Raw genomic sequence first — 18,949 nt, forward strand, 5'->3', positions numbered from 1 at the left:
CGCTTCGCGGCCGGCCCGGAGGACGGACTGCAAGAGAGCGATGTATCACGCGATCGTCTTCTTCCCGCTCATCGGCTTCCTGATCGCCGGCCTGTTCGGCCGGTACATCGGGGCGCGGGCCTGTGAGTACATCACCACGTCCTTCCTCGCCTTCACGGCGCTGATCGCCTGGGGCGTGTTCATCGACGGCGGGCCGGCCGAGCGCGTGCAGGTGGCGTCCTGGTTCGCGGCCGGCGACCTCCAGGTCGACTGGGCCTTCAAGGTCGACACCCTGACCCGGGTGATGCTGGTCGTCGTGACCACCGTCTCGACCCTCGTGCACCTCTACTCCGTGGGCTACATGGAGGAGGATCCGCACCGGCCGCGCTTCTTCGCCTACCTGTCGCTGTTCACCTTCGCCATGCTGATGCTGGTGACGGCCGACAACCTCGTCCAGATGTTCTTCGGCTGGGAGGGCGTGGGCCTCGCCTCGTACCTGCTGATCGGCTTCTGGTACGAGAAGCCCTCGGCCAACGCCGCCGCCATGAAGGCGTTCATCGTCAACCGCGTCGGCGATTTCGGCTTCTCGCTCGGCATCTTCCTGGTCTTCGTGCTGACCGGCTCGGTGGCGTTCGACGCCGTCTTCGGCAAGGTCGACGCGATCAAGACGCTGAGCTTCCACCTCCTCGGCTACGACTGGAACGCCCTGACACTGGCCTGCCTGCTGCTGTTCATGGGCGCCATGGGCAAGTCGGCGCAGTTCCTGCTGCACACGTGGCTGCCCGACGCCATGGAGGGCCCGACCCCGGTCTCGGCGCTGATCCATGCCGCCACGATGGTCACCGCCGGCGTGTTCATGGTCGCCCGCCTGTCGCCGCTCTTCGAGGAGGCGCCGAACGCGCTGATCGTCGTGACGGTGATCGGCGGCATCACGTCCCTGTTCGCGGCCACGATCGGCCTCGTGCAGAACGACATCAAGCGGGTGATCGCCTACTCGACCTGCTCGCAGCTCGGCTACATGTTCGTGGCGCTCGGCGTCGGCGCCTACGCGGCCGGCGTGTTCCACCTGTTCACCCACGCCTTCTTCAAGGCGCTGCTGTTCCTCGGCGCCGGCTCGGTCATCCACGCGATGCACCACGAGCAGGACATGCGGAACATGGGCGGCCTGCGCCGCTACATCCCCTACACCAGCGCCATGATGGCGATCGGTTCGCTCGCGCTGATCGGCTTCCCCTACACGGCCGGCTACTACTCGAAGGACGCGATCATCGAGGCGGCCTACGCCTCGACCCGCCCCGGGCACACGCTCGCCTTCCTGTGCACCGTGGTGGCGGCGTTCTTCACCTCGTTCTACTCCTGGCGCCTGTTCTTCATGACCTTCGAGGGCCCGGCCCGCTGGGGCGCCCACGCCGCCCACGATCAGCACCACGCGCCCGCGGTCGCCCACGCGACTACGGCCCACGCGACCATGGCCCACGAGGCCGACGGCGCGCCCGGGCACACCGAGGGCGTCGCCCACGACGACAAGGGCCACGACATCGAGCCGGCCCACAAGAGCGACCTCGTCGCCGACGACCACCACGGGCACGGCCACCACGGCGACCACACGCCCCACGAGAGCCCGCTGGTGATGACGATCCCGCTGGCGATCCTCGCCTTCGGCGCGCTGTTCGCCGGGATCATCTTCCACAACCGCTTCATCGGCGAGGGGATGGAGGCATTCTGGGGTCACGCACTGGCGCACGGCCCGAACAACCACATCATGCACGAGATCCACGACGTCCCGGCGCTGGTCTCGTACTCGCCACTGATCATGCTAATCCTCGGCTTCGTCGTGGCCTACTGGATGTACATCCGCCGGCCGGAACTGCCGGGCGCGCTCGCCGCGCAGCAGCCGTCGCTGTACCGGTTCCTGCTGAACAAGTGGTACTTCGACGAGATCTACGACCGGATCTTCGTCCGCCCGGCCAAGGATTTCGGCCTGTTCCTCTGGAAGCAGGGCGACGGCCGGATCATCGACGGCCTCGGGCCGAACGGGATCGCGGCGCGCGTCGTGGACGTGACCCGCGGGGTGGTCCGTCTCCAGACCGGCTACGTCTACCACTACGCCTTCGTCATGCTCATCGGCGTCGCCGGCCTGATCAGCTGGTACCTGATGTCCGGCCTGCCCAAGGGTGCACACTGACATGCTCGGCCTCGGCATCCTCTCCGGCCTGCTGATCGTGCCGCTCTGCGGCGCGGCCTTCATCCTCACGCTGAACGGCGACGAGGAGTCGGTCGCGCGCAACAGCCGCTGGGCCGCGCTCGCCACCACGATCGTCACCTTCCTGCTCTCCCTGGTGGCGTGGAGCCGCTACGACACCGCCTCGTCGAGCTTCCAGCTCGTGGAGAGCCACGCGTGGCTCACCGAGACGATCCGGTTCAAGCTCGGCGTCGACGGCTTCTCGATGCCGCTGATCCTGCTGACCACGTTCCTGATGCCGTTCTGCATCGGCGCCTCGTGGCACTCGATCCACTTCCGGGTGAAGGAGTACTTCGTCGCCTTCCTCGTCCTCGAGACGACGATGATCGGCGTCTTCGCCGCCCTCGATCTGGTGCTGTTCTACCTGTTCTTCGAGGCCGGCCTGATCCCGATGTTCCTGATCATCGGCATCTGGGGCGGCGCGCGCCGGGTCTACGCCAGCTTCAAGTTCTTCCTCTACACCCTGCTCGGCTCGGTGCTGATGCTGCTCGCCGTGATGGCGATGTACTGGCAGGCCGGCACCACCGACATCCCGACCCTGCTGCAGTACCGCTTCCCGGTGCAGATGCAGACCTGGCTGTGGCTCGGCTTCTTCGCCTCCTTCGCGGTGAAGATGCCGATGTGGCCGGTCCACACCTGGCTGCCCGACGCCCACGTGGAGGCGCCCACCGCCGGCTCGGTGATCCTGGCGGGCATCCTCCTGAAGATGGGCGGCTACGGCTTCATCCGGATCTCGCTGCCGATGCTGCCGGTGGCGAGCCACGACTTCGCGCCCTTCGTGTTCGCGCTGTCGGTGATCGCGATCATCTTCACGTCACTCACCGCGATGATGCAGACCGACATCAAGAAGCTGATCGCCTACTCGTCGGTGGCCCATATGGGCTTCGTGACGCTGGGGCTGTTCACCCTGAACGAGCAGGGCATCCAGGGCGCGCTGTTCCTGATGATCTCCCACGGCATCGTGTCGGGGGCGCTCTTCCTCTGCGTCGGCGTCGTCTACGACCGGATGCACACCCGCGAGATCTCGGCCTATGGCGGCCTCGTGAAGCGGATGCCGCTCTACGCCGTGGCCATGATGGTGTTCACGATGGCCAATGTCGGCCTGCCGGGCACCTCGGGCTTCGTCGGCGAGTTCCTGGCCATGCTCGGCGCCTTCAAGGCGAACCCGAACGTGGCGTTCTTCTCGACCTTCGGCATCATCCTGTCGGCGGCCTACGCCCTGTGGCTCTACGCCCGGGTGATCTACGGGAAGCTGGAGAAGCCGAATCTCCAGGGCATCCTGGATCTCGACACCCGCGAGAAGATCATCCTGGCGCCGCTGGTCGTCCTGACGATCTACTACGGCGTTCACCCGGCCCCCGTGCTCGACGTGTTCGCGCCCTCGACCGACGCGCTGATGGCGAGCATCAAGACCGCGCTCTCGAACACCCAGACGGCCGCCGCGGCGCTGCCGATCCCGCGCTGAGGCGGACACCATGACAACCGTCCACTCCGTCCTGCCCTCGCTGGCGCCGCTCATGCCCGAGCTGATCCTCGGCGTCGGCGTCATGGGCCTGATCCTCTACGGCGCGTGGCGCGGCGACCGCTCCGCCGAGACCGTGAGCATCGGCGCCCTCGCCCTGCTCCTCGTCGCCCTGTCGGTGGTGATCTCGCAGCCGGTGCACGGCCGGGTCACGACCCTGTCGGGCGCGTTCGTGTCCGATTCCTTCGCCAAGGTGATGAAGTCGCTGGTGCTGCTCGGATCCGCGGCGACGATCCTGCTGGCGCACGACTTCTTCAAGCGCGAGCGCATCGACCGGTTCGAGTTCCCGGTCCTGATCGTGCTCTGCACCATCGGCATGATGGTCATGGTCTCGGCCAACGACCTGATCGCGCTCTACCTGGGCCTGGAGCTGCAGTCGCTCGCCGCCTACGTGATCGCCGCCTTCCACCGCGACGACGTGAAGTCCACCGAGGCCGGCCTCAAGTACTTCGTGCTCGGCGCGCTCTCCTCCGGCATGCTGCTCTACGGCGCCTCGCTGGTCTACGGCTTCACCGGCACCGTCTCGTTCCCCGGCATCGTCTCGGCGCTCAACGAGAATGCCGGGTTCGGCATCGTGCTGGGCATCGTGTTCCTGGCGGCCGGCGTGTGCTTCAAGCTGGCGGCCGTGCCGTTCCACATGTGGACGCCCGACGTCTACGAGGGCTCGCCGACCCCGGTGACGGCCTTCTTCGCCTCGGCGCCCAAGATGGCCGCCGTGGCGATGACCGTGCGGGTCTTCATCGGCGCGATGCCGGACGTGACGGCGATCTGGCAGCAGATCTTCATCTTCGTCTCGATCGCGTCGATGGCGCTCGGCTCGTTCGCGGCGATCGGGCAGACCTCGATCAAGCGTCTGATGGCCTACTCGTCGATCGGCAATATCGGCTACGCGCTGATCGGCCTGGCCTCCGGCTCGGAGGAGGGGATCAGCGGGCTCGTCACCTACATGATCATCTACCTCGCGATGACGCTCGGCACCTTCGCGATCATCCTGTCGCTCCGGCGCCGGGACGTGATGTTCGAGAAGATCGAGGACCTGTCGGGCCTGTCGCGGACCCATCCGTGGCTCGCCTTCTGCCTCGCCGCGATGATGTTCTCGCTGGCCGGCATCCCGCCGCTCGCCGGGTTCTTCGCGAAGTTCTACGTCTTCGCCGCCGCCATCAAGGCGGGTCTCGTGACGCTGGCGGTGATCGGCGTGGTGACCAGCGTGGTGGGCGCCTACTACTACCTGCGCGTCGTGCGGATCATGTACTTCGACGAGCCGAAGGAGCCGTACGAGGCGATGGCCCCGGGCCTGCGCATCGTGCTCGCCCTGTCGAGCGTCGTGGTGGTGCTGTTCTTCCTGCTGCCCGGGCCGCTGGTCGGCGCCGCCGGCCGGGCCGCGAAGTCGCTGTTCTAGGACGGCCTTGACCTACCGACTCGGGCCCTCGGCGCGCGCCGAGGGCCACCGCCTGCACGTCCACGACACCCTCGGCTCCACCAACACGGAGGCCGTGGCGCGCGCGCGCGCCGGCGAGACAGGCCCGCTCTGGGTGGTGACGCACCGCCAGGAGGCGGGCCGCGGTCGGCGGGGCAACAGCTGGTCCTCGCTCCCCGGCAACCTCGCGGCGAGCGTGCTCTGGCCGGTCGCCGGGGTCGCGCCGGATCACCTCGCCGAGTTGGGCTTCGTGGCGGGCCTCGCCCTGATCGAGGCGCTGGAGGCGGCCTGCGGCACCCTGCCGGATACCGGATCCGGCGCCGGGGCCCGATCTTTTCAGCTCAAATGGCCGAACGACGTGCTGCTCGGCGGGGCGAAGCTCGCCGGCCTGCTCCTGGAGGCGGAGACGCTCCCGGGCGGGCGGCGCGCCGCGGTCATCGGCTTCGGCGTGAACGTCGCGGCGGCGCCGGAGGGTCTCGGGGCCGCGAGCCTGGCGGCGGCGGGTTACGCGTGCGGCGCCGAGGCGCTACTGGAACATCTCTCGGACCGGGTGGCCGCGCGGGCGCGCACCTGGGACCGGGGACGGAATTTCGCTGACCTGCGCGCGGCCTGGCTCGCGCGGGCCGCGGGTCTCGGATCGGAGATCGCGGTGCACAGCGGCGGTCACATCCTGCGGGGCGTGTTCGAGACGATCGACGAGGGGGGGCGGCTCGTGATCCTCGCCCCCGACGGGAACCGGCATACCGTGACGGCGGGCGAGGTGCATTTCGGATCGGCCGCGACGGCGGCCTGAGTTTGGACAACGACAGATGGTTAAGGGACAGGAGGAGCTGGTCTTCCTGCCGCTCGGCGGCGTGGGCGAGATCGGGATGAACGCGGCGCTCTACGGGTTCGGCCCGGAGAAGGGCCGGAAGTGGATCATGGTCGATTGCGGCATGGGCTTCGCCGGCGAGGAGCAGATGCCGGGCGTCGACCTGATGTTCCCCGACCTCTCCTTCATCGAGGAGCGGCGCAAGGACCTGCTGGGGATCTTCATCACCCACGCGCACGAGGACCATATCGGGGCGATCTCCGAACTGTGGCCCCGGCTCAAGGCGCCGGTCTACGCGACCCGTTTCGCCAAGAACCTGCTGGAGACCCGGCGCCTGTCCGAGCCCGGCGCCCCGAAGGTCGAGTTGCGCGAGGTGAAGCCCGGCCGGCGCGTGACCGTCGGGCCGTTCGAGCTCGAGTACGTGCCGGTCTCGCACTCCATCCCGGAGTCGAACGCCATCGCCATTCGCACCGCGGCGGGCCTCGTCCTCCACACCGGCGACTGGAAGATCGACCCGACCCCGGTGGCCGGCTCGGTGACGTCGCCGGAGGCGTTCACGGCGCTCGGGGACGAGGGCGTCCTCGCCATCGTCTGCGACTCGACCAACGTCGTGCGCGAGGGCTTCTCGCCGAGCGAGAAGACCGTCGCCGAGACCCTGAAGACGCTGATCGCGGACGCGCCGCACCGGGTCGCCGTGACGACCTTCGCGTCCAACGTGGCGCGCATCCGCGCGGTCGCCGAGGCCGCCGCCGCCTGCGGGCGTGAGGTCATCGCGGTCGGCCGCGCCATGGACCGGGTGATCGACGTCGCCCGCGAGTGCGGCTACCTCGACGGCCTGCCCGAGTTCCGCCGCTCCGATTCGTGGAAGAGCCTGCCGCGGGAGCGCGTCGTCGCGCTGCTCACCGGCTCACAGGGCGAGCCGCGGGCGGCGCTCGCCCGCGTCTCCCGCCGCGACCACCCGGATATTAGCCTCACCGCCGGTGACCAGGTGATCTTCTCCTCGCGCGCCATCCCGGGCAACGAGCGCGATGTCGGCTCGATCATCAACGACCTGATCGAGCAGGGCGTCGAGGTGATCACCGACCGCACCGACCTCGTCCACGTCTCCGGCCACCCGCGCCGGGACGAGATGGTCGAGATGTACCGGTGGACCCGCCCGGGCACCGCGATCCCGGTCCACGGCGAGGCCCTGCACCTCGACGAGCACGCCCGCTTCGCGCGGGCGCAGGGCGTGCAGAACGTGGTCAAGGCCCGCAACGGCAGCCTGATCCGCCTGAGCCCCGGCAAGCCCGAGGTGATCGACCACGTGAAGGCCGGCCGCCTGTTCAAGGACGGCGACGTCCTGATCGACGAGAAGGACCGGGCGATCCCGGAGCGGCGCAAGCTGATGCAGGCCGGCCTGGTCTCGGTGGCGATCGCTATCGACGAGGACGGCGTCGTGCTCGGCGAGCCGGCGGTGGACATCATCGGCCTGCCGAACCGCGGCCGGTCCGGCGAGCCGCTGATCGAGACCGTGGTGGACGCGGTCTCCCGCACCCTGTCGGGGATGTCGCGGGGCAAGCTCAAGGACTCGGAGAGCGTCGAGAAGACGGTCGACCGGGCGGTGCGCACCGCGGTCAACGAGGTGTGGGGCAAGAAGCCGGCCTGCCACGTGCAGGTGGTGGAGGTGTGAAGCTGGCTGCCGATAGCGGTTGGCTGTAATCTAGACGGAGCCGAAGCAGCCGATCATCCGATCGGCTGCCGGACAGGGCCCGGGTTCCCTCTCGCGCACGGGAGAGGGACAGGGTGAGGGGGACAGGTTCTGCCGGAGAGGGCTCGTCCCTCACCCCAACCCTCTGCCGCACGGGAGAGGGGGCCGGTCGCGTCCGCGCGTACGGGCGGAGCCTTCCCCGCGAACGAACGAAGCTCCCGGACAGGGGGCCACAACGCCGGGGAGGAAACATCATGATCGGCCGTCTCAACCACGTGGCCATCGCCGTGCAGGATCTCGACGCCGCCTGCGCGGTCTACCGCGACACGCTGGGCGCGACGATCACCGCGCCCCTGCCGCAGCCCGAGCACGGCGTCACCGTCGTGTTCGTCGAGCTGCCGAACAGCAAGATCGAGCTGATGTCCCCCCTGGGCGAGGGCTCGCCGATCGAGTCCTTCGTGGCCCGCAATCCGGGCGGCGGCATCCACCACGTCTGCTACGAGGTCGACGACATCCTGGCCGCGCGCGACCAGCTCAAGGCGCAGGGCGCCCGGGTGCTAGGCACCGGCGAGCCGCGGATCGGCGCGCACGGCAAGCCGGTCCTGTTCCTTCACCCCAAGGACTTCCTCGGCACCCTGGTCGAGCTGGAGCAGGTGTGAGCCGGATGATGAACACGCTGGCCCGCTCGACGCCGGTGACCCTGGCGGCGATCACCGTCCTGATCGCCGCCTTCGTGGCGGCGGCGGTGAGCCTGTTCAAGCTGACGGTGGGCGGGGCGATCGCCCTCTACTTCGTGGTCTGGTGGACGCTGCTCTTCGCGGTCCTGCCCCTGCGCAACCAGCCGGAGACGCGGCCCAGCCACGTGGTGCCGGGCCAGGATCCCGGGGCGCCGGCGGCGCCGCGACTGCGCGAGAAGGCGATCTGGACGACGCTGGTCGCGGGCGCGGCCTTCCTCATCGCCCTGGCGGTGTTCCCGCTGACCGGGCTCTAGGACGGCTCGGAGCGGCGATCCGGGAAGCGCCGCCGCGGCGGGCCACCGCCCGAAACCAGATGGGCGCGGGCCTAGCGGGTGGTTCGACACGGCCGCGCCGACCGGACCCAAGAATAAAAAAAGCAAGGCCCAAGGCCTTGCTTTCAAGCTTCACTGGCTCGACCTTGAAATATCCCTCGCATTGGCTGCGGGGCGGTCGCTTTTCCTCCCGAGACTCGGACCTTGCGCCACCTCTTCCGGGCGTCGCAAACATCGCCGGACGCTTATAGGAACAACAATTCGTGTTGTCACCGGGTCTGCGAGAAAAATCTGCGCTTTCTTGCCGGCAAATGGGCATACCGCTTTCCGCCTAGGCAGCGGCCTCAGCGCGGCCGGGCCGCCGCCTCCGGTTCGCCGCGATTACGCCCCGCCGTGGTCGCGCAGTGCTTGTAATTTGCGTCTCCGGCGTGTTGTGTGCCGGCGCGCCGCGGCTCCTCCCGGCCGATCCTCTTCCAAGACTCTGACGACATGCGTCTCTCCCGCTATTTCATGCCGACCTTGCGCGAGACGCCCAAGGAAGCCGAGATCGTCTCGCACCGGCTGATGCTGCGCGCCGGCCTGGTCCGCCAGGAAGCCGCCGGCATCTACGCTTGGCTGCCGCTGGGCCTGCGGGTTCTGGAGCGCGTCTGCGCGGTGATCCGGCGGGAGCAGGACCGGTCCGGCGCCGTCGAGATCCTGATGCCGACGGTGCAGTCCGCCGAGCTGTGGCGGGAATCCGGCCGCTACGACGCCTACGGCAAGGAGATGCTGCGCCTGAAGGACCGGCACGACCGCGAGATGCTCTACGGCCCCACCGCCGAGGAGATGGTCACCGAGATCTTCCGGGCGAGCGTGCGCTCCTACAAGGACCTGCCCAAGAACCTCTACCAGATCTCGTGGAAGTTCCGCGACGAGGTGCGGCCGCGCTTCGGCACGATGCGCTCCCGCGAGTTCCTGATGAAGGACGCCTACTCGTTCGATTTCGACCAGGCCGGCGCGCGCCACGCCTACAACCGGATGTTCGTGGCGTACCTGCGGACCTTCGCGGGCCTCGGCCTGAAAGCGATCCCGATGCGCGCCGATACCGGCCCGATCGGCGGCGACCTGTCCCACGAGTTCATCATCCTGGCGAAGACCGGCGAGAGCGAGGTCTTCTGCGACAAGGCCTATCTCGACTTCGACATCCCGCCGGCGACCGTCGATTTCGACGACGTCGCCGCCCTCCAGGGCATCGTCGATGCCTGGACCTCGCACTACGCGGCCACCGAGGAGATGCACGAGCCGGCGGCCTTCGCGGAGGTCCCGGAGGACAACCGCATGGCGGCCCGCGGCATCGAGGTCGGGCACATCTTCTACTTCGGCACCAAGTATTCCGAGCCGATGGGCGCCAAGGTCGCCGGTCCGGACGGGATCGAGCGGCCGGTCCATATGGGCTCCTACGGCATCGGGCCGAGCCGCTTGGTCGCCGCCATCGTCGAGGCCAGCCACGACGAGGCCGGGATCATCTGGCCGGACTCGGTCGCGCCGTTCGACATCGCCCTGATCAACCTCAAGGTCGGGGACGCGGCCACCGACGCCGCCTGCGCGCAGATCCAGTCCGACCTCGAGACCGCCGGCCTGTCGGTGCTCTACGACGACCGCGACGAGCGCCCCGGCGCGAAGTTCGCCACCGCCGACCTGATCGGCCTGCCCTGGCAGGTGATCGTCGGGCCCAAGGGCCTGGCGGACGGCAAGGTCGAGCTGAAGCGGCGTGCCGGCGGCGAGCGCGAGAGCCTCGCGACCGTCGATCTGCTGGCACGCATCCGGCGCGTCTGAGGCGTGCCGATGGCCGCCTCAGCGAAGCTGGACCGGGTTCGGACCTTCGCGGCCTCGTTCGCGGCCTCGTTCCGCCAGGGCACCGCGCCCTTCGCGCCGTTCGAGTGGATCCTCGCCGGCCGCTACCTGCGCGCCCGGCGCCGGGGCGGCGGCGTCTCGGTGGTGGCGTTCTTCTCGGTGCTCGGCATCGCGCTCGGCGTCGCCACGCTGATCATCGTCCTGTCGGTGATGAACGGCTTCCGCGCGGAACTGCTGTCGAAGATCGTCGGCATCAACGGCCACCTGTTCGCGACGCCCATCGACCGGCCGTTCAACGACTGGACCGACCTGTCGGAGCGCCTGTCGAAGGTGGCGGGGGTGCGCGCCGCGGTGCCGCTGGTCGAGGGCCAAGCCTTCGCCTCGTCGCAGTACGGCGGCTCGGGGGTCATCATCCGCGGCGTGCGGGCAGCCGACCTCGACGCGCTGGCGGCCGTGTCCTCGGCGATCCGCGGCGGCACCCTCGAGGGCTTCGACGACGGCACCGGCGTGCTGATCGGGCGGCGGCTCGCCGACACGCTGGGCCTGCAGGCCGGCGACACGATCACGCTCGTCACGCCCAAGGGCTCGTCGACGCCCTTCGGGACCGCGCCGCGCACCAAGAGCTACACGGTCAAGGCGGTGTTCGAGGTCGGCATGACCGAGTTCGACCAGACCTTCGTGTTCATGCCGCTGGCGGAGGCCCAGGCGTTCTTCAACAAGGACGGCGACGTGAGCATGATCGAGATCTACGTCGACGATCCCGACCATGTCGGCGACATGCGCGAGCCCCTGGAGATGGCGGCCGAGCGCCCGATCCTGCTCACCGACTGGCGCCAGCGCAACCGGACCTTCTTCGGGGCCCTGGAGGTCGAGCGGAACGTCATGTTCCTGATCCTCAGCCTGATCGTCGTGGTGGCGACCCTCAATATCGTCTCCGGCCTGATCCTGCTGGTGCGCGACAAGTCGAGCGACATCGCGATCCTGCGCACCATGGGGGCGACGCCGGGCACGATCATGCGGGTGTTCCTGATCAACGGCGCGCTGATCGGCGTCGTCGGGACGCTCAGCGGGCTCGGCCTCGGCATCCTGATCACCCTCAACATCAAGCCGATCCAGCACGTGCTGTTTCCGGGCGCCTGGGACCCGACGGTGCGGTTCCTCGCCGAGATCCCGGCCCAGATGAACCCGAAGGAGATCACCGCCGTGGTGATCACCTCCCTGCTGCTGTCGCTCGCGGCGACGCTGTATCCCTCCTGGCGCGCCGCCCGGCTCGATCCGGTGCAGGCCCTCCGCTACGGCTGACGGGCGCATCCAATGAGCGATTCGAGCCAGACCGCCGGCGACCAGCCGGTGCCGGCGCTGTTCTTCTCCCGCGTCGAGCGGCGCTACGCCCAGGCCGAGGGTGCCCTCGAGATCCTGCGCGGGGCCGACCTCGCGATCTGGCCGGGGGAGTTGGTCGCGCTGGTGGCGCCGTCGGGAGCCGGCAAGTCGACCCTGCTGCACCTCGCCGGCCTCTTGGAGCGGCCGGACGGGGGCGAGATCTATATCGGCGGTCAGCCCACGGCCGCGATGGCGGATTCCGAGCGCACGCGCCTGCGGCGCGAGGAGATGGGTTTCGTCTACCAGTTCCACCACCTCCTGCCGGAGTTCTCGGCGCTGGAGAACGTGGTGATGCCCCAGCTCATCCGCGGCCTGAAGGCCCCGGAGGCGAAGGCCCGCGCCACGGAACTCCTGAGCTTCCTCGGCCTCAAGGAGCGCCTGCCGCACCGTCCGGCGGAGCTGTCGGGAGGCGAGCAGCAGCGCGTCGCCATCGCCCGGGCGGTGGCCAACGGACCGCGGCTGCTGCTCGCCGACGAGCCGACCGGCAACCTCGATCCCGGGACGGCGGGCCACGTCTTCTCGATCCTGATGGCCCTGGTCCGCGCCTCGGGGCTCGCCGCCCTGGTCGCGACCCACAACCTGGAATTGGCCGCCCGCATGGATCGGCGGGTCACCATCCGGGACGGGCTGATCACGCAGCTCGACTGAGCGGGCCACCCGCTGAGCAGATCTCCCGTGTGCCGGCGCAGATATGGCACGCGCGGCGGCGCGCCCCTTGCACGCCGCGCCCCGGCAGCCTCGATCAACCACAGGGCGCATCGCTCCCGGCCCGCGACGCCAGCCGGACCGCAGACCTCCGAGCCCCGCAAGTGCACGCGCTCTTTAATCCGTTGCGCCGCGTGCGACGCGTCACGTCGCGGAAGACACCGGGCCCCTATCTTGTGATCACGCAAGACAAAACAGAGCCGAACAACCGGTCTGTACTGCGTTATCTCTGGAGCCTGACCATGAAGACCCGTATCGCCGCAGCCGTCACCGCACTTGTCCTTGGCGTCGCCCCGATCTCGTCCGCTCTGGCGGCGAACGGCGCCCGCTGGACGGGCCTCGCTCCCTACGAGGTCGAGACCACGGGCTCGCTCGGACTGGGGGTCCACGACAATCCCAACTACGTCGGCTGCCCGCTGAGCTCGGCCGCCGAGGGCAACGCCGACCAGCAGACCCGGCCGGTGAAGCAGTACGGCCAGACCTCCGGCGGCTACCGCTGCTGAGCCGACGCGAGGACGGATGAAGCTCAAGGCTCTCTCCTACGTCATGATCGGCGCCTTCGTGAGCGGCCTGCTCATGACGTTCGTCGGTTCGGCCACCGCGCTGCTCGGGCAGTAATCGAAAGGGCGCCGCTTCCGTCGGAGGGGGCGCCCCCCCGCGTTCGGGCAGCCGGCGGGTCAGGACGCGCGGGACGGGCCGGGACCGGACTCGGCGGCCGTCAGCCGCTCGACGTAGTCGCAGGCGTCGAGGACGGCGTCGCGGCCGTCCGCCATCCGCGCCCGGGCCGCCGCGCAGGCCCGCGTCACCGCGGGGTCGGCGAGCAGCCGGCCGAGGACCCGCGCCGCCCGCGCGGGCCGGAAGGCGCGGCGGCTCAGGGTGGCGCCGAGATCCCGATCCTTCAGCCGCCGCCCCTCGTCGAAATGGTCGAAGGCCACGGGCACCACCAGCTGCGGGACGCCCGCGGCCAGCGCCTGCGCCACCGTGCCGACGCCGCCGTGGTGGACCAGCGCCGCGCTGCGCGGCAGCAGGGCGCTCAGGGGGGCGTAGGGCAGGTGGATGATCCCGGCCGGCAGCGGCTTCGGGATCTGCCCCCCCTGCGGGGCGAGCAGGACGCCGCGCCGGCCCATGCGCCGGCACAGCCGCACCGCAGTGTCGAAGAAGCCGGCGCCCTGGCGCATGGCCGAGCCGTAGGTGAACACGATCGGCGGGTCGCCCGCCTCGAGGAACGCTTCCAGCTCCGGCGGCATGGACGCCACGTCGCCGAACCGGTCGACCAGCGGGAAGCCGAGCTGCACCGCCTGGCCCGGCCAGTCGGCCTGGGGCTCCGCGTACCAGTCGGGGAACATCAGGAGCATGCCGGTCGGGCTGTTCCACCAGTGCCGCAGCCGGTAGACCGGATCGAGGCCGAGACGCGCCCGCAGGGCGTTCAGCGGCGGGAGGGTGAACGGGCCGACCGCCACCTTGTCGACGCCGAGATTCACGTAGGCTCGCAGGGCGGCCGGCAGGACGCGCGGCAGCGGCAGGCCCGGCAGGCGCGGCGGATCGTACCGGCTCTCGATCAGGAACGGCATGACGTGCAGCGTCGCGGTCGGCAGATCGTAGAGGTCCTGCGCGAGCCGCGCCCCCCAGCCCAGCGGCGAGGCGACCACCCGCAGGTCGATCCCCCGGGCGCGGGTCGCGCCGAGCCACAGGCAGGCCGGCTCGGCCACCCGCAGGGCGTAGTCGAACATCGGGCGGAACCCCTGCTGCGGGTGCCACAGATCCGGCTGGCGGATCACCGCCTCGTAATCGGCGACCGTGCCCAGGGGCTGGAAGGCGAGGCCGGCCCGGCGGGCCATCGCCTCGAACGGGGCCGGGGCCGCCAGCGAGACGCCGTGGCCGCGCTTCAGGAGCTCGTGCCCCAGCGCGATGAACGGAAGCACATCGCCGTGTGTGCCGACGGCCACGAGGGCGACGTCGAACCGTTCGACCGTCCGGTGCTCGGGAATGGCTTGCTCCTTCGAACTCCCCAGCCGGTGACGAGCTCGTCTTGAAGGCGGGGGCATGCCAGCCCGCCCGATCCGCATCAAGACACTTTTTACCCTGTCGAAGAAACGGGGCCGCCCTGTGACCCGCAGACCCTTTCCATAGAACAAAACATGAACATACTAGGGCCGGAACACAGGAGGCAGGTCGATGCTGAAGCGGGTGATCCTGACCGGAATGGTCGAGTTCATGGCGTTCGGGATGCTGTTCGCGGCGGTGGGCGCCTGGGCGATAGCCTTGGCACCGGTTCGTTAGCCGGATTTTTCCGAAGACTGCCCGGTTCCGTCCGCGGACGGGTTATGCACAGGCGATCGCCCCGTAGGCGCCGATTGTCCACAGGGCTGGGCCGAACTGGTGCTTCCGGGGCACGACCGGTGGATATCGTCCGCCGGCGGCGCGGCGCACGTCGACTTGAGGCCGGCGAGCGGGGATGCTGCCCGACCCCGGAACAAGGTCGGCCATGCCACGCCAGCTCAAGGAGGTCGGATTCGTCCACCTCCACGTCCACTCGTCCTATTCCCTGCTCGAAGGGGCGCTGAAGGTCGGCTCCCTGATCAAGGCGGCGGTCGCCGACAGGCAGCCGGCCCTGGCCCTGACCGACACCAACAACCTGTTCGGCGCGCTGGAATTCTCCGAGAAGGCGGCCGGGGAGGGCGTCCAGCCGATCGCCGGCGTGCAGCTCTCGGTGGCGTTCGAGGCCGCGGACCCGCACCAGCGTCAGGCGCCGACCAGCCACGGCATCGTGCTCCTCGCCCAGGACGAGACCGGCTACGCCAATCTGCTGCGGCTGGCGAGCCGCGCCTATTTCGACACGGCCCTCGGCGAGGCGCCGCGCCTCGATGCCGGAGCGCTCGCGGGCGCCTCCGAGGGGCTGATCGCGCTCACCGGCGGGATGGCGGGCCCCCTCGACGCGGCCTTCCGGGCGGGCCGGCCGGAGCTCGCCCTCAACCGCCTGAAGCGCCTGAAGGAGACGTTCGGCGAGGACCGGCTCTACGTGGAGATCCAGCGCCACGGCCAGTCCGAGGAGGCGCGGATCGAGACCGCGCTCCTCGACCTCGCCGGTCGCCACGGCCTCGGGATCGTGGCGACGAACGAGCCCTACTTCGCCAAGCCCGACGACTACGACGCCCACGACGCGCTGCTCGCCATCGCGGAGGGCCGCCTCGTCTCGGACGAGCGCCGCCGCCGCCTGACACCGAGCCACGCCTTCAAGACCCGGGCCGAGATGGCCGAGCTGTTCCGCGACCTGCCGGACGCGCTCCAGGCGACGGTCGAGATCGCCATGCGCTGCGCCGTCCGTGCGCGGACCCGCAAGCCGATCCTGCCGAATTTCGGCGCCGTGGCGGCCGGCGAGACGCCGCCCATGGCGGAGGCCCTGGCGGAGGCCCTGGCGGAGGCGTCCGACGCGGGCGCGCGGGCGGTCTCGGCCGACGAGCCGACCGAGCTGCGCCGGCAGGCCGAGGCCGGGCTGGAGTTGCGCCTGAAGCAGCACGGCACGGCGCCGGGCTTCTCCGAGGAGGATTACCGCAAGCGCCTCGAGTTCGAGCTCGACGTCATCGTCAAGATGAAGTTCCCGGGCTACTTCCTGATCGTCTCCGACTTCATCAAGTGGGCCAAGGACCACGACATCCCGGTCGGTCCGGGCCGCGGCTCGGGCGCCGGCTCGCTGGTGGCGTGGTCGCTGCTCATCACCGACCTCGACCCGCTCCGGTTCGGCCTGCTGTTCGAGCGCTTCCTCAACCCCGAGCGCGTCTCGATGCCGGATTTCGACATCGACTTCTGCGTCGAGGGCCGGGAGCGGGTGATCCGCTACGTGCAGCAGCGCTACGGCGAGGGGCAGGTCGGGCAGATCATCACCTTCGGCACGCTGCTCGCCCGCGGCGTGCTGCGCGACGTCGGCCGCGTCCTGGAGATGCCCTACGGGCAGGTCGACAAGCTGACCAAGCTCGTGCCGCAGAACCCCGCCAACCCGGTGACGCTCGCCCAGGCCATCGAGGGCGAGCCCAAGCTCCAGCAGGCCATGGAGGAGGAGCCGATCGTCGGCCGCCTCATCGACATCTCCAAGAAGCTCGAGGGCCTGCACCGGCACGCCTCGACCCACGCCGCCGGCGTGGTGATCGGCGATCGGCCGCTCGAGGAGCTGGTCCCGCTCTACCGGGACCCGAAGACCGGCATGCGGGTCACCCAGTTCAACATGAAGTGGGTCGAGCAGGCGGGGCTGGTGAAGTTCGACTTCCTGGGCCTCAAGACCCTGACGATGCTGCGGTGCTGCACCGATCTGCTGAAGCAGCGCGGCATCGACATCGACCTCGCCTCGCTGCCGCTCGACGACCCGAACACCTACGGGCCGATGGGCCGGGGCGAGACGGTCGGCGTGTTCCAGGTGGAATCGGCCGGCATGCGCAAGGCGCTCTGCGAGATGCAGGCCGACCGGCTGGAGGACATCATCGCCCTGGTGGCGCTCTACCGGCCGGGCCCGATGGCCAACATCCCGGTCTACTGCGAGCGCAAGCTCGGCCGCGACGCCGGCAACGAGGCGTCCTGGTACCCGGATCCGAAGCTGGAGCCGATGCTGAAGGAGACCTTCGGCATCATCGTCTACCAGGAACAGGTGATGGAGATCGCCAAGGTGCTCGCCGGCTACTCGCTCGGCGAGGCCGACATGCTCCGGCGCGCCATGGGCAAGAAGATCCGCGCCGAGATGGACGCGCAGCGCGACCGGTTCCTCAAGGGCTGCACCGAGCGCGGGCTGACCAAGGCCAAGGCGAACGAGATCTTCGACCTGCTCGCCAAGTTCGCCGATTACGGCTTCAACAAGAGCCACGCGGCGGCCTACGCGCTGCTGACCTACCAGACCGCCTACCTGAAGGCGAACTTCCCGGTCGAGTTCCTGGCGGCCGCCATGACCCTCGACATCGACAACACCGACAAGCTGGCCGAATTCCGCCAGGACGCGCAGCGCCTGAAGATCACGGTCGAGCCGCCCTCGATCAACACCTCCGGCGAGGTGTTCGCGGTGCGCGACGGCAAGATCTTCTATGCGCTGGCCGCCATCAAGGGCGTCGGCCGCGAGGCGGTGCGGGCGCTGGTGGAGGCCCGCGGTGACCGGCCGTTCAAGGACCTCGCCTGCCTCGCCCGCCGGCTGAACCCACGGATGATCAACAAGCGCACCCTGGAGAGCCTCGTCCAGGCCGGGGCGCTCGACTGCATCGAGCCCGACCGCGCGCGCGCCTTCGCGGCGGTGGAGCCGATGATGAAGCTCGCCGCCAGCGCGGCGGAGGCGGAATCGGCCGGCGTCACCGACATGTTCGGCGGCGTGGTGGCGGACGACGTGTCCCTGCGGATCCCGCCGCACGAGATCTGGCCGATGGCCGACACGCTCAAGCGCGAGTACGCGGCGATCGGCTTCTTCATCTCGGGCCATCCGCTCGACGAGTACGGCGACCTCTTGGACAAGCTGCGAGTGCAGAGCTGGACGGATTTCTGCCGCGCCGTGCGGGCCGGGACGTCGAGCGTCGGCCGCGTGGCGGCCTCGGTGCTCGACCGGGCGGAGCGGCGGACCAAGACCGGCAACAAGATGGGCATCGTGACCCTGTCGGACCGGACCGCGCATTTCGAGGCGATCATCTTCTCCGAGGGGCTCGGCCAGTACCGCGACATCCTGGAACCGGGCCGACCGCTGGTTCTGCAGCTCCAGGCGAACCTGGAGGGCGAGGACGTGCGCGCCCGCATCCTCACCGCGGAACCCCTCGACCAAGCGGTCGCCCGCCACCAGAAGGGCATCCGCATCCATCTGAGCGACCCGCGCGGCGTCGCGCCCGTGCAGCAGCGCCTGTCGATGCGGGGCGAGAGCGAGGTCTCGCTGATCCTCAAGCTCGACGGCGGCGAGCGCGAGGTGGAGATCCGGCTGCCGGGCAAGTTCCAGGCGAGCCCGGCGCTCGCCGGCCAGCTCCGGACTGTGCCCGGGGTGGTCCAGGTGGAGGTGAGCTGAGGGGCGGCTGATACCAAGCGCCTGTGGGTTCGGTTGGCCCGCGCCGTCTTCGCGAGCGGAGCGAAGCGATCTGAATCGCCCCGGGATTTTCGGAGGCTCCAACTCTTGAGAGACTGGAGCCATGACGAAGCATACCCCACCCTTTTCCCCTGAGGTTCGCGAGCGGGCAGTCCGGCTGGCCCGGGAGCATGAGAGCGAGCACGGTTCGCAATGGGCCGCGATCCAGTCGATCGCGGCCAAAATCGGTTGCTCTGGCGAAACGCTGCGCAAGTGGGTCCGTCAGGCCGAGCGCGACCGGGGCGTGCGGGCCGGACCGACGACGGATGAGCGCGAGCGGATCAAGGC

At 69.6% G+C, this 18,949-nt stretch carries 14 protein-coding genes; 13 read left to right on the plus strand and 1 reads right to left on the minus strand.

Annotated features, from left to right (window positions below):
* The first annotated feature begins 40 nt into the window (after nucleotides 1-40).
* The 11 genes from nuoL to ABIC30_RS21245 all read left to right on the plus strand — a co-directional run bounded on the left by nuoL (nucleotide 41) and on the right by ABIC30_RS21245 (nucleotide 13,091).
* Entirely contained in the window at nucleotides 41-2,164 is a 2,124-nt protein-coding gene (gene nuoL / locus ABIC30_RS21195; protein WP_020092242.1) for an NADH-quinone oxidoreductase subunit L, read from the plus strand.
* Between the two features lies 1 nt (nucleotide 2,165).
* Entirely contained in the window at nucleotides 2,166-3,686 is a 1,521-nt protein-coding gene (locus ABIC30_RS21200) for an NADH-quinone oxidoreductase subunit M (protein WP_354456074.1), read from the plus strand.
* A gap of 10 nt (nucleotides 3,687-3,696) precedes the next feature.
* On the plus strand, nucleotides 3,697-5,142 hold the full coding sequence (nuoN, locus tag ABIC30_RS21205; protein ID WP_020092244.1) for an NADH-quinone oxidoreductase subunit NuoN: 1,446 nt from the start codon (nucleotides 3,697-3,699) through the stop codon (nucleotides 5,140-5,142).
* 7 nt (nucleotides 5,143-5,149) lie between these two features.
* Nucleotides 5,150-5,953, plus strand: a complete 804-nt coding sequence (locus ABIC30_RS21210; RefSeq protein ID WP_354456075.1) for a biotin--[acetyl-CoA-carboxylase] ligase — start codon at nucleotides 5,150-5,152, stop codon at nucleotides 5,951-5,953.
* 16 nt (nucleotides 5,954-5,969) lie between these two features.
* Entirely contained in the window at nucleotides 5,970-7,643 is a 1,674-nt protein-coding gene (locus ABIC30_RS21215; protein WP_012319023.1) for a ribonuclease J, read from the plus strand.
* A 272-nt stretch (nucleotides 7,644-7,915) separates the two neighbouring features.
* Entirely contained in the window at nucleotides 7,916-8,320 is a 405-nt protein-coding gene (gene mce / locus ABIC30_RS21220; protein WP_020092246.1) for a methylmalonyl-CoA epimerase, read from the plus strand.
* Between the two features lie 5 nt (nucleotides 8,321-8,325).
* On the plus strand, nucleotides 8,326-8,652 hold the full coding sequence (locus tag ABIC30_RS21225) for a DUF1467 family protein (protein WP_091977366.1): 327 nt from the start codon (nucleotides 8,326-8,328) through the stop codon (nucleotides 8,650-8,652).
* Between the two features lie 507 nt (nucleotides 8,653-9,159).
* Complete coding sequence (proS, locus tag ABIC30_RS21230) at nucleotides 9,160-10,485, plus strand: proline--tRNA ligase (protein ID WP_354456076.1); 1,326 nt, start codon at nucleotides 9,160-9,162, stop codon at nucleotides 10,483-10,485.
* Nucleotides 10,486-10,494: 9 nt separating this feature from the next.
* Nucleotides 10,495-11,805: a lipoprotein-releasing ABC transporter permease subunit gene (locus ABIC30_RS21235; protein WP_091680286.1), complete on the plus strand. Its 1,311-nt coding sequence runs from the start codon at nucleotides 10,495-10,497 to the stop codon at nucleotides 11,803-11,805.
* Nucleotides 11,806-11,817: 12 nt separating this feature from the next.
* Nucleotides 11,818-12,531, plus strand: a complete 714-nt coding sequence (locus ABIC30_RS21240) for an ABC transporter ATP-binding protein (protein WP_020092250.1) — start codon at nucleotides 11,818-11,820, stop codon at nucleotides 12,529-12,531.
* A gap of 299 nt (nucleotides 12,532-12,830) precedes the next feature.
* A complete protein-coding gene (locus ABIC30_RS21245; RefSeq protein WP_020092251.1) occupies nucleotides 12,831-13,091 on the plus strand; it encodes a hypothetical protein in 261 nt (86 codons plus the stop codon).
* Nucleotides 13,092-13,265: 174 nt separating this feature from the next.
* Here ABIC30_RS21245 and ABIC30_RS21250 read toward each other — a convergent pair whose 3' ends face one another.
* Entirely contained in the window at nucleotides 13,266-14,534 is a 1,269-nt protein-coding gene (locus tag ABIC30_RS21250; RefSeq protein WP_020092253.1) for a glycosyltransferase, read from the minus strand.
* A 539-nt stretch (nucleotides 14,535-15,073) separates the two neighbouring features.
* Here ABIC30_RS21250 and dnaE point away from each other — a divergent pair.
* Nucleotides 15,074-18,604 carry a DNA polymerase III subunit alpha gene (dnaE, locus tag ABIC30_RS21255; protein ID WP_020092255.1) on the plus strand — a complete coding sequence of 1,177 codons (3,531 nt, stop codon included), beginning with the start codon at nucleotides 15,074-15,076 and terminating at the stop codon, nucleotides 18,602-18,604.
* A 121-nt stretch (nucleotides 18,605-18,725) separates the two neighbouring features.
* Nucleotides 18,726-18,949, plus strand: a 224-nt coding sequence (locus ABIC30_RS21260) for a transposase (protein ID WP_354456077.1), incomplete at its 3' end; no start/stop codon positions are given.

It is taken from the genome of Methylobacterium sp. 1030 (assembly GCF_040544715.1).
Taxonomy (GTDB): domain Bacteria; phylum Pseudomonadota; class Alphaproteobacteria; order Rhizobiales; family Beijerinckiaceae; genus Methylobacterium.

Bases quoted from the DNA above. Each gene is read 5' to 3' on its own strand.
- nuoL (WP_020092242.1), top strand. From the start codon at position 41: ATGTATCACGCGATCGTCTTCTTCCCGCTCATCGGCTTCCTGATCGCC.
- ABIC30_RS21200 (WP_354456074.1), top strand. From the start codon at position 2,166: ATGCTCGGCCTCGGCATCCTCTCCGGCCTGCTGATCGTGCCGCTCTGC.
- nuoN (WP_020092244.1), top strand. From the start codon at position 3,697: ATGACAACCGTCCACTCCGTCCTGCCCTCGCTGGCGCCGCTCATGCCC.
- ABIC30_RS21215 (WP_012319023.1), top strand. From the start codon at position 5,970: ATGGTTAAGGGACAGGAGGAGCTGGTCTTCCTGCCGCTCGGCGGCGTG.
- mce (WP_020092246.1), top strand. From the start codon at position 7,916: ATGATCGGCCGTCTCAACCACGTGGCCATCGCCGTGCAGGATCTCGAC.
- ABIC30_RS21225 (WP_091977366.1), top strand. From the start codon at position 8,326: ATGATGAACACGCTGGCCCGCTCGACGCCGGTGACCCTGGCGGCGATC.
- proS (WP_354456076.1), top strand. From the start codon at position 9,160: ATGCGTCTCTCCCGCTATTTCATGCCGACCTTGCGCGAGACGCCCAAG.
- ABIC30_RS21235 (WP_091680286.1), top strand. From the start codon at position 10,495: ATGGCCGCCTCAGCGAAGCTGGACCGGGTTCGGACCTTCGCGGCCTCG.
- ABIC30_RS21240 (WP_020092250.1), top strand. From the start codon at position 11,818: ATGAGCGATTCGAGCCAGACCGCCGGCGACCAGCCGGTGCCGGCGCTG.
- ABIC30_RS21245 (WP_020092251.1), top strand. From the start codon at position 12,831: ATGAAGACCCGTATCGCCGCAGCCGTCACCGCACTTGTCCTTGGCGTC.
- dnaE (WP_020092255.1), top strand. From the start codon at position 15,074: ATGCCACGCCAGCTCAAGGAGGTCGGATTCGTCCACCTCCACGTCCAC.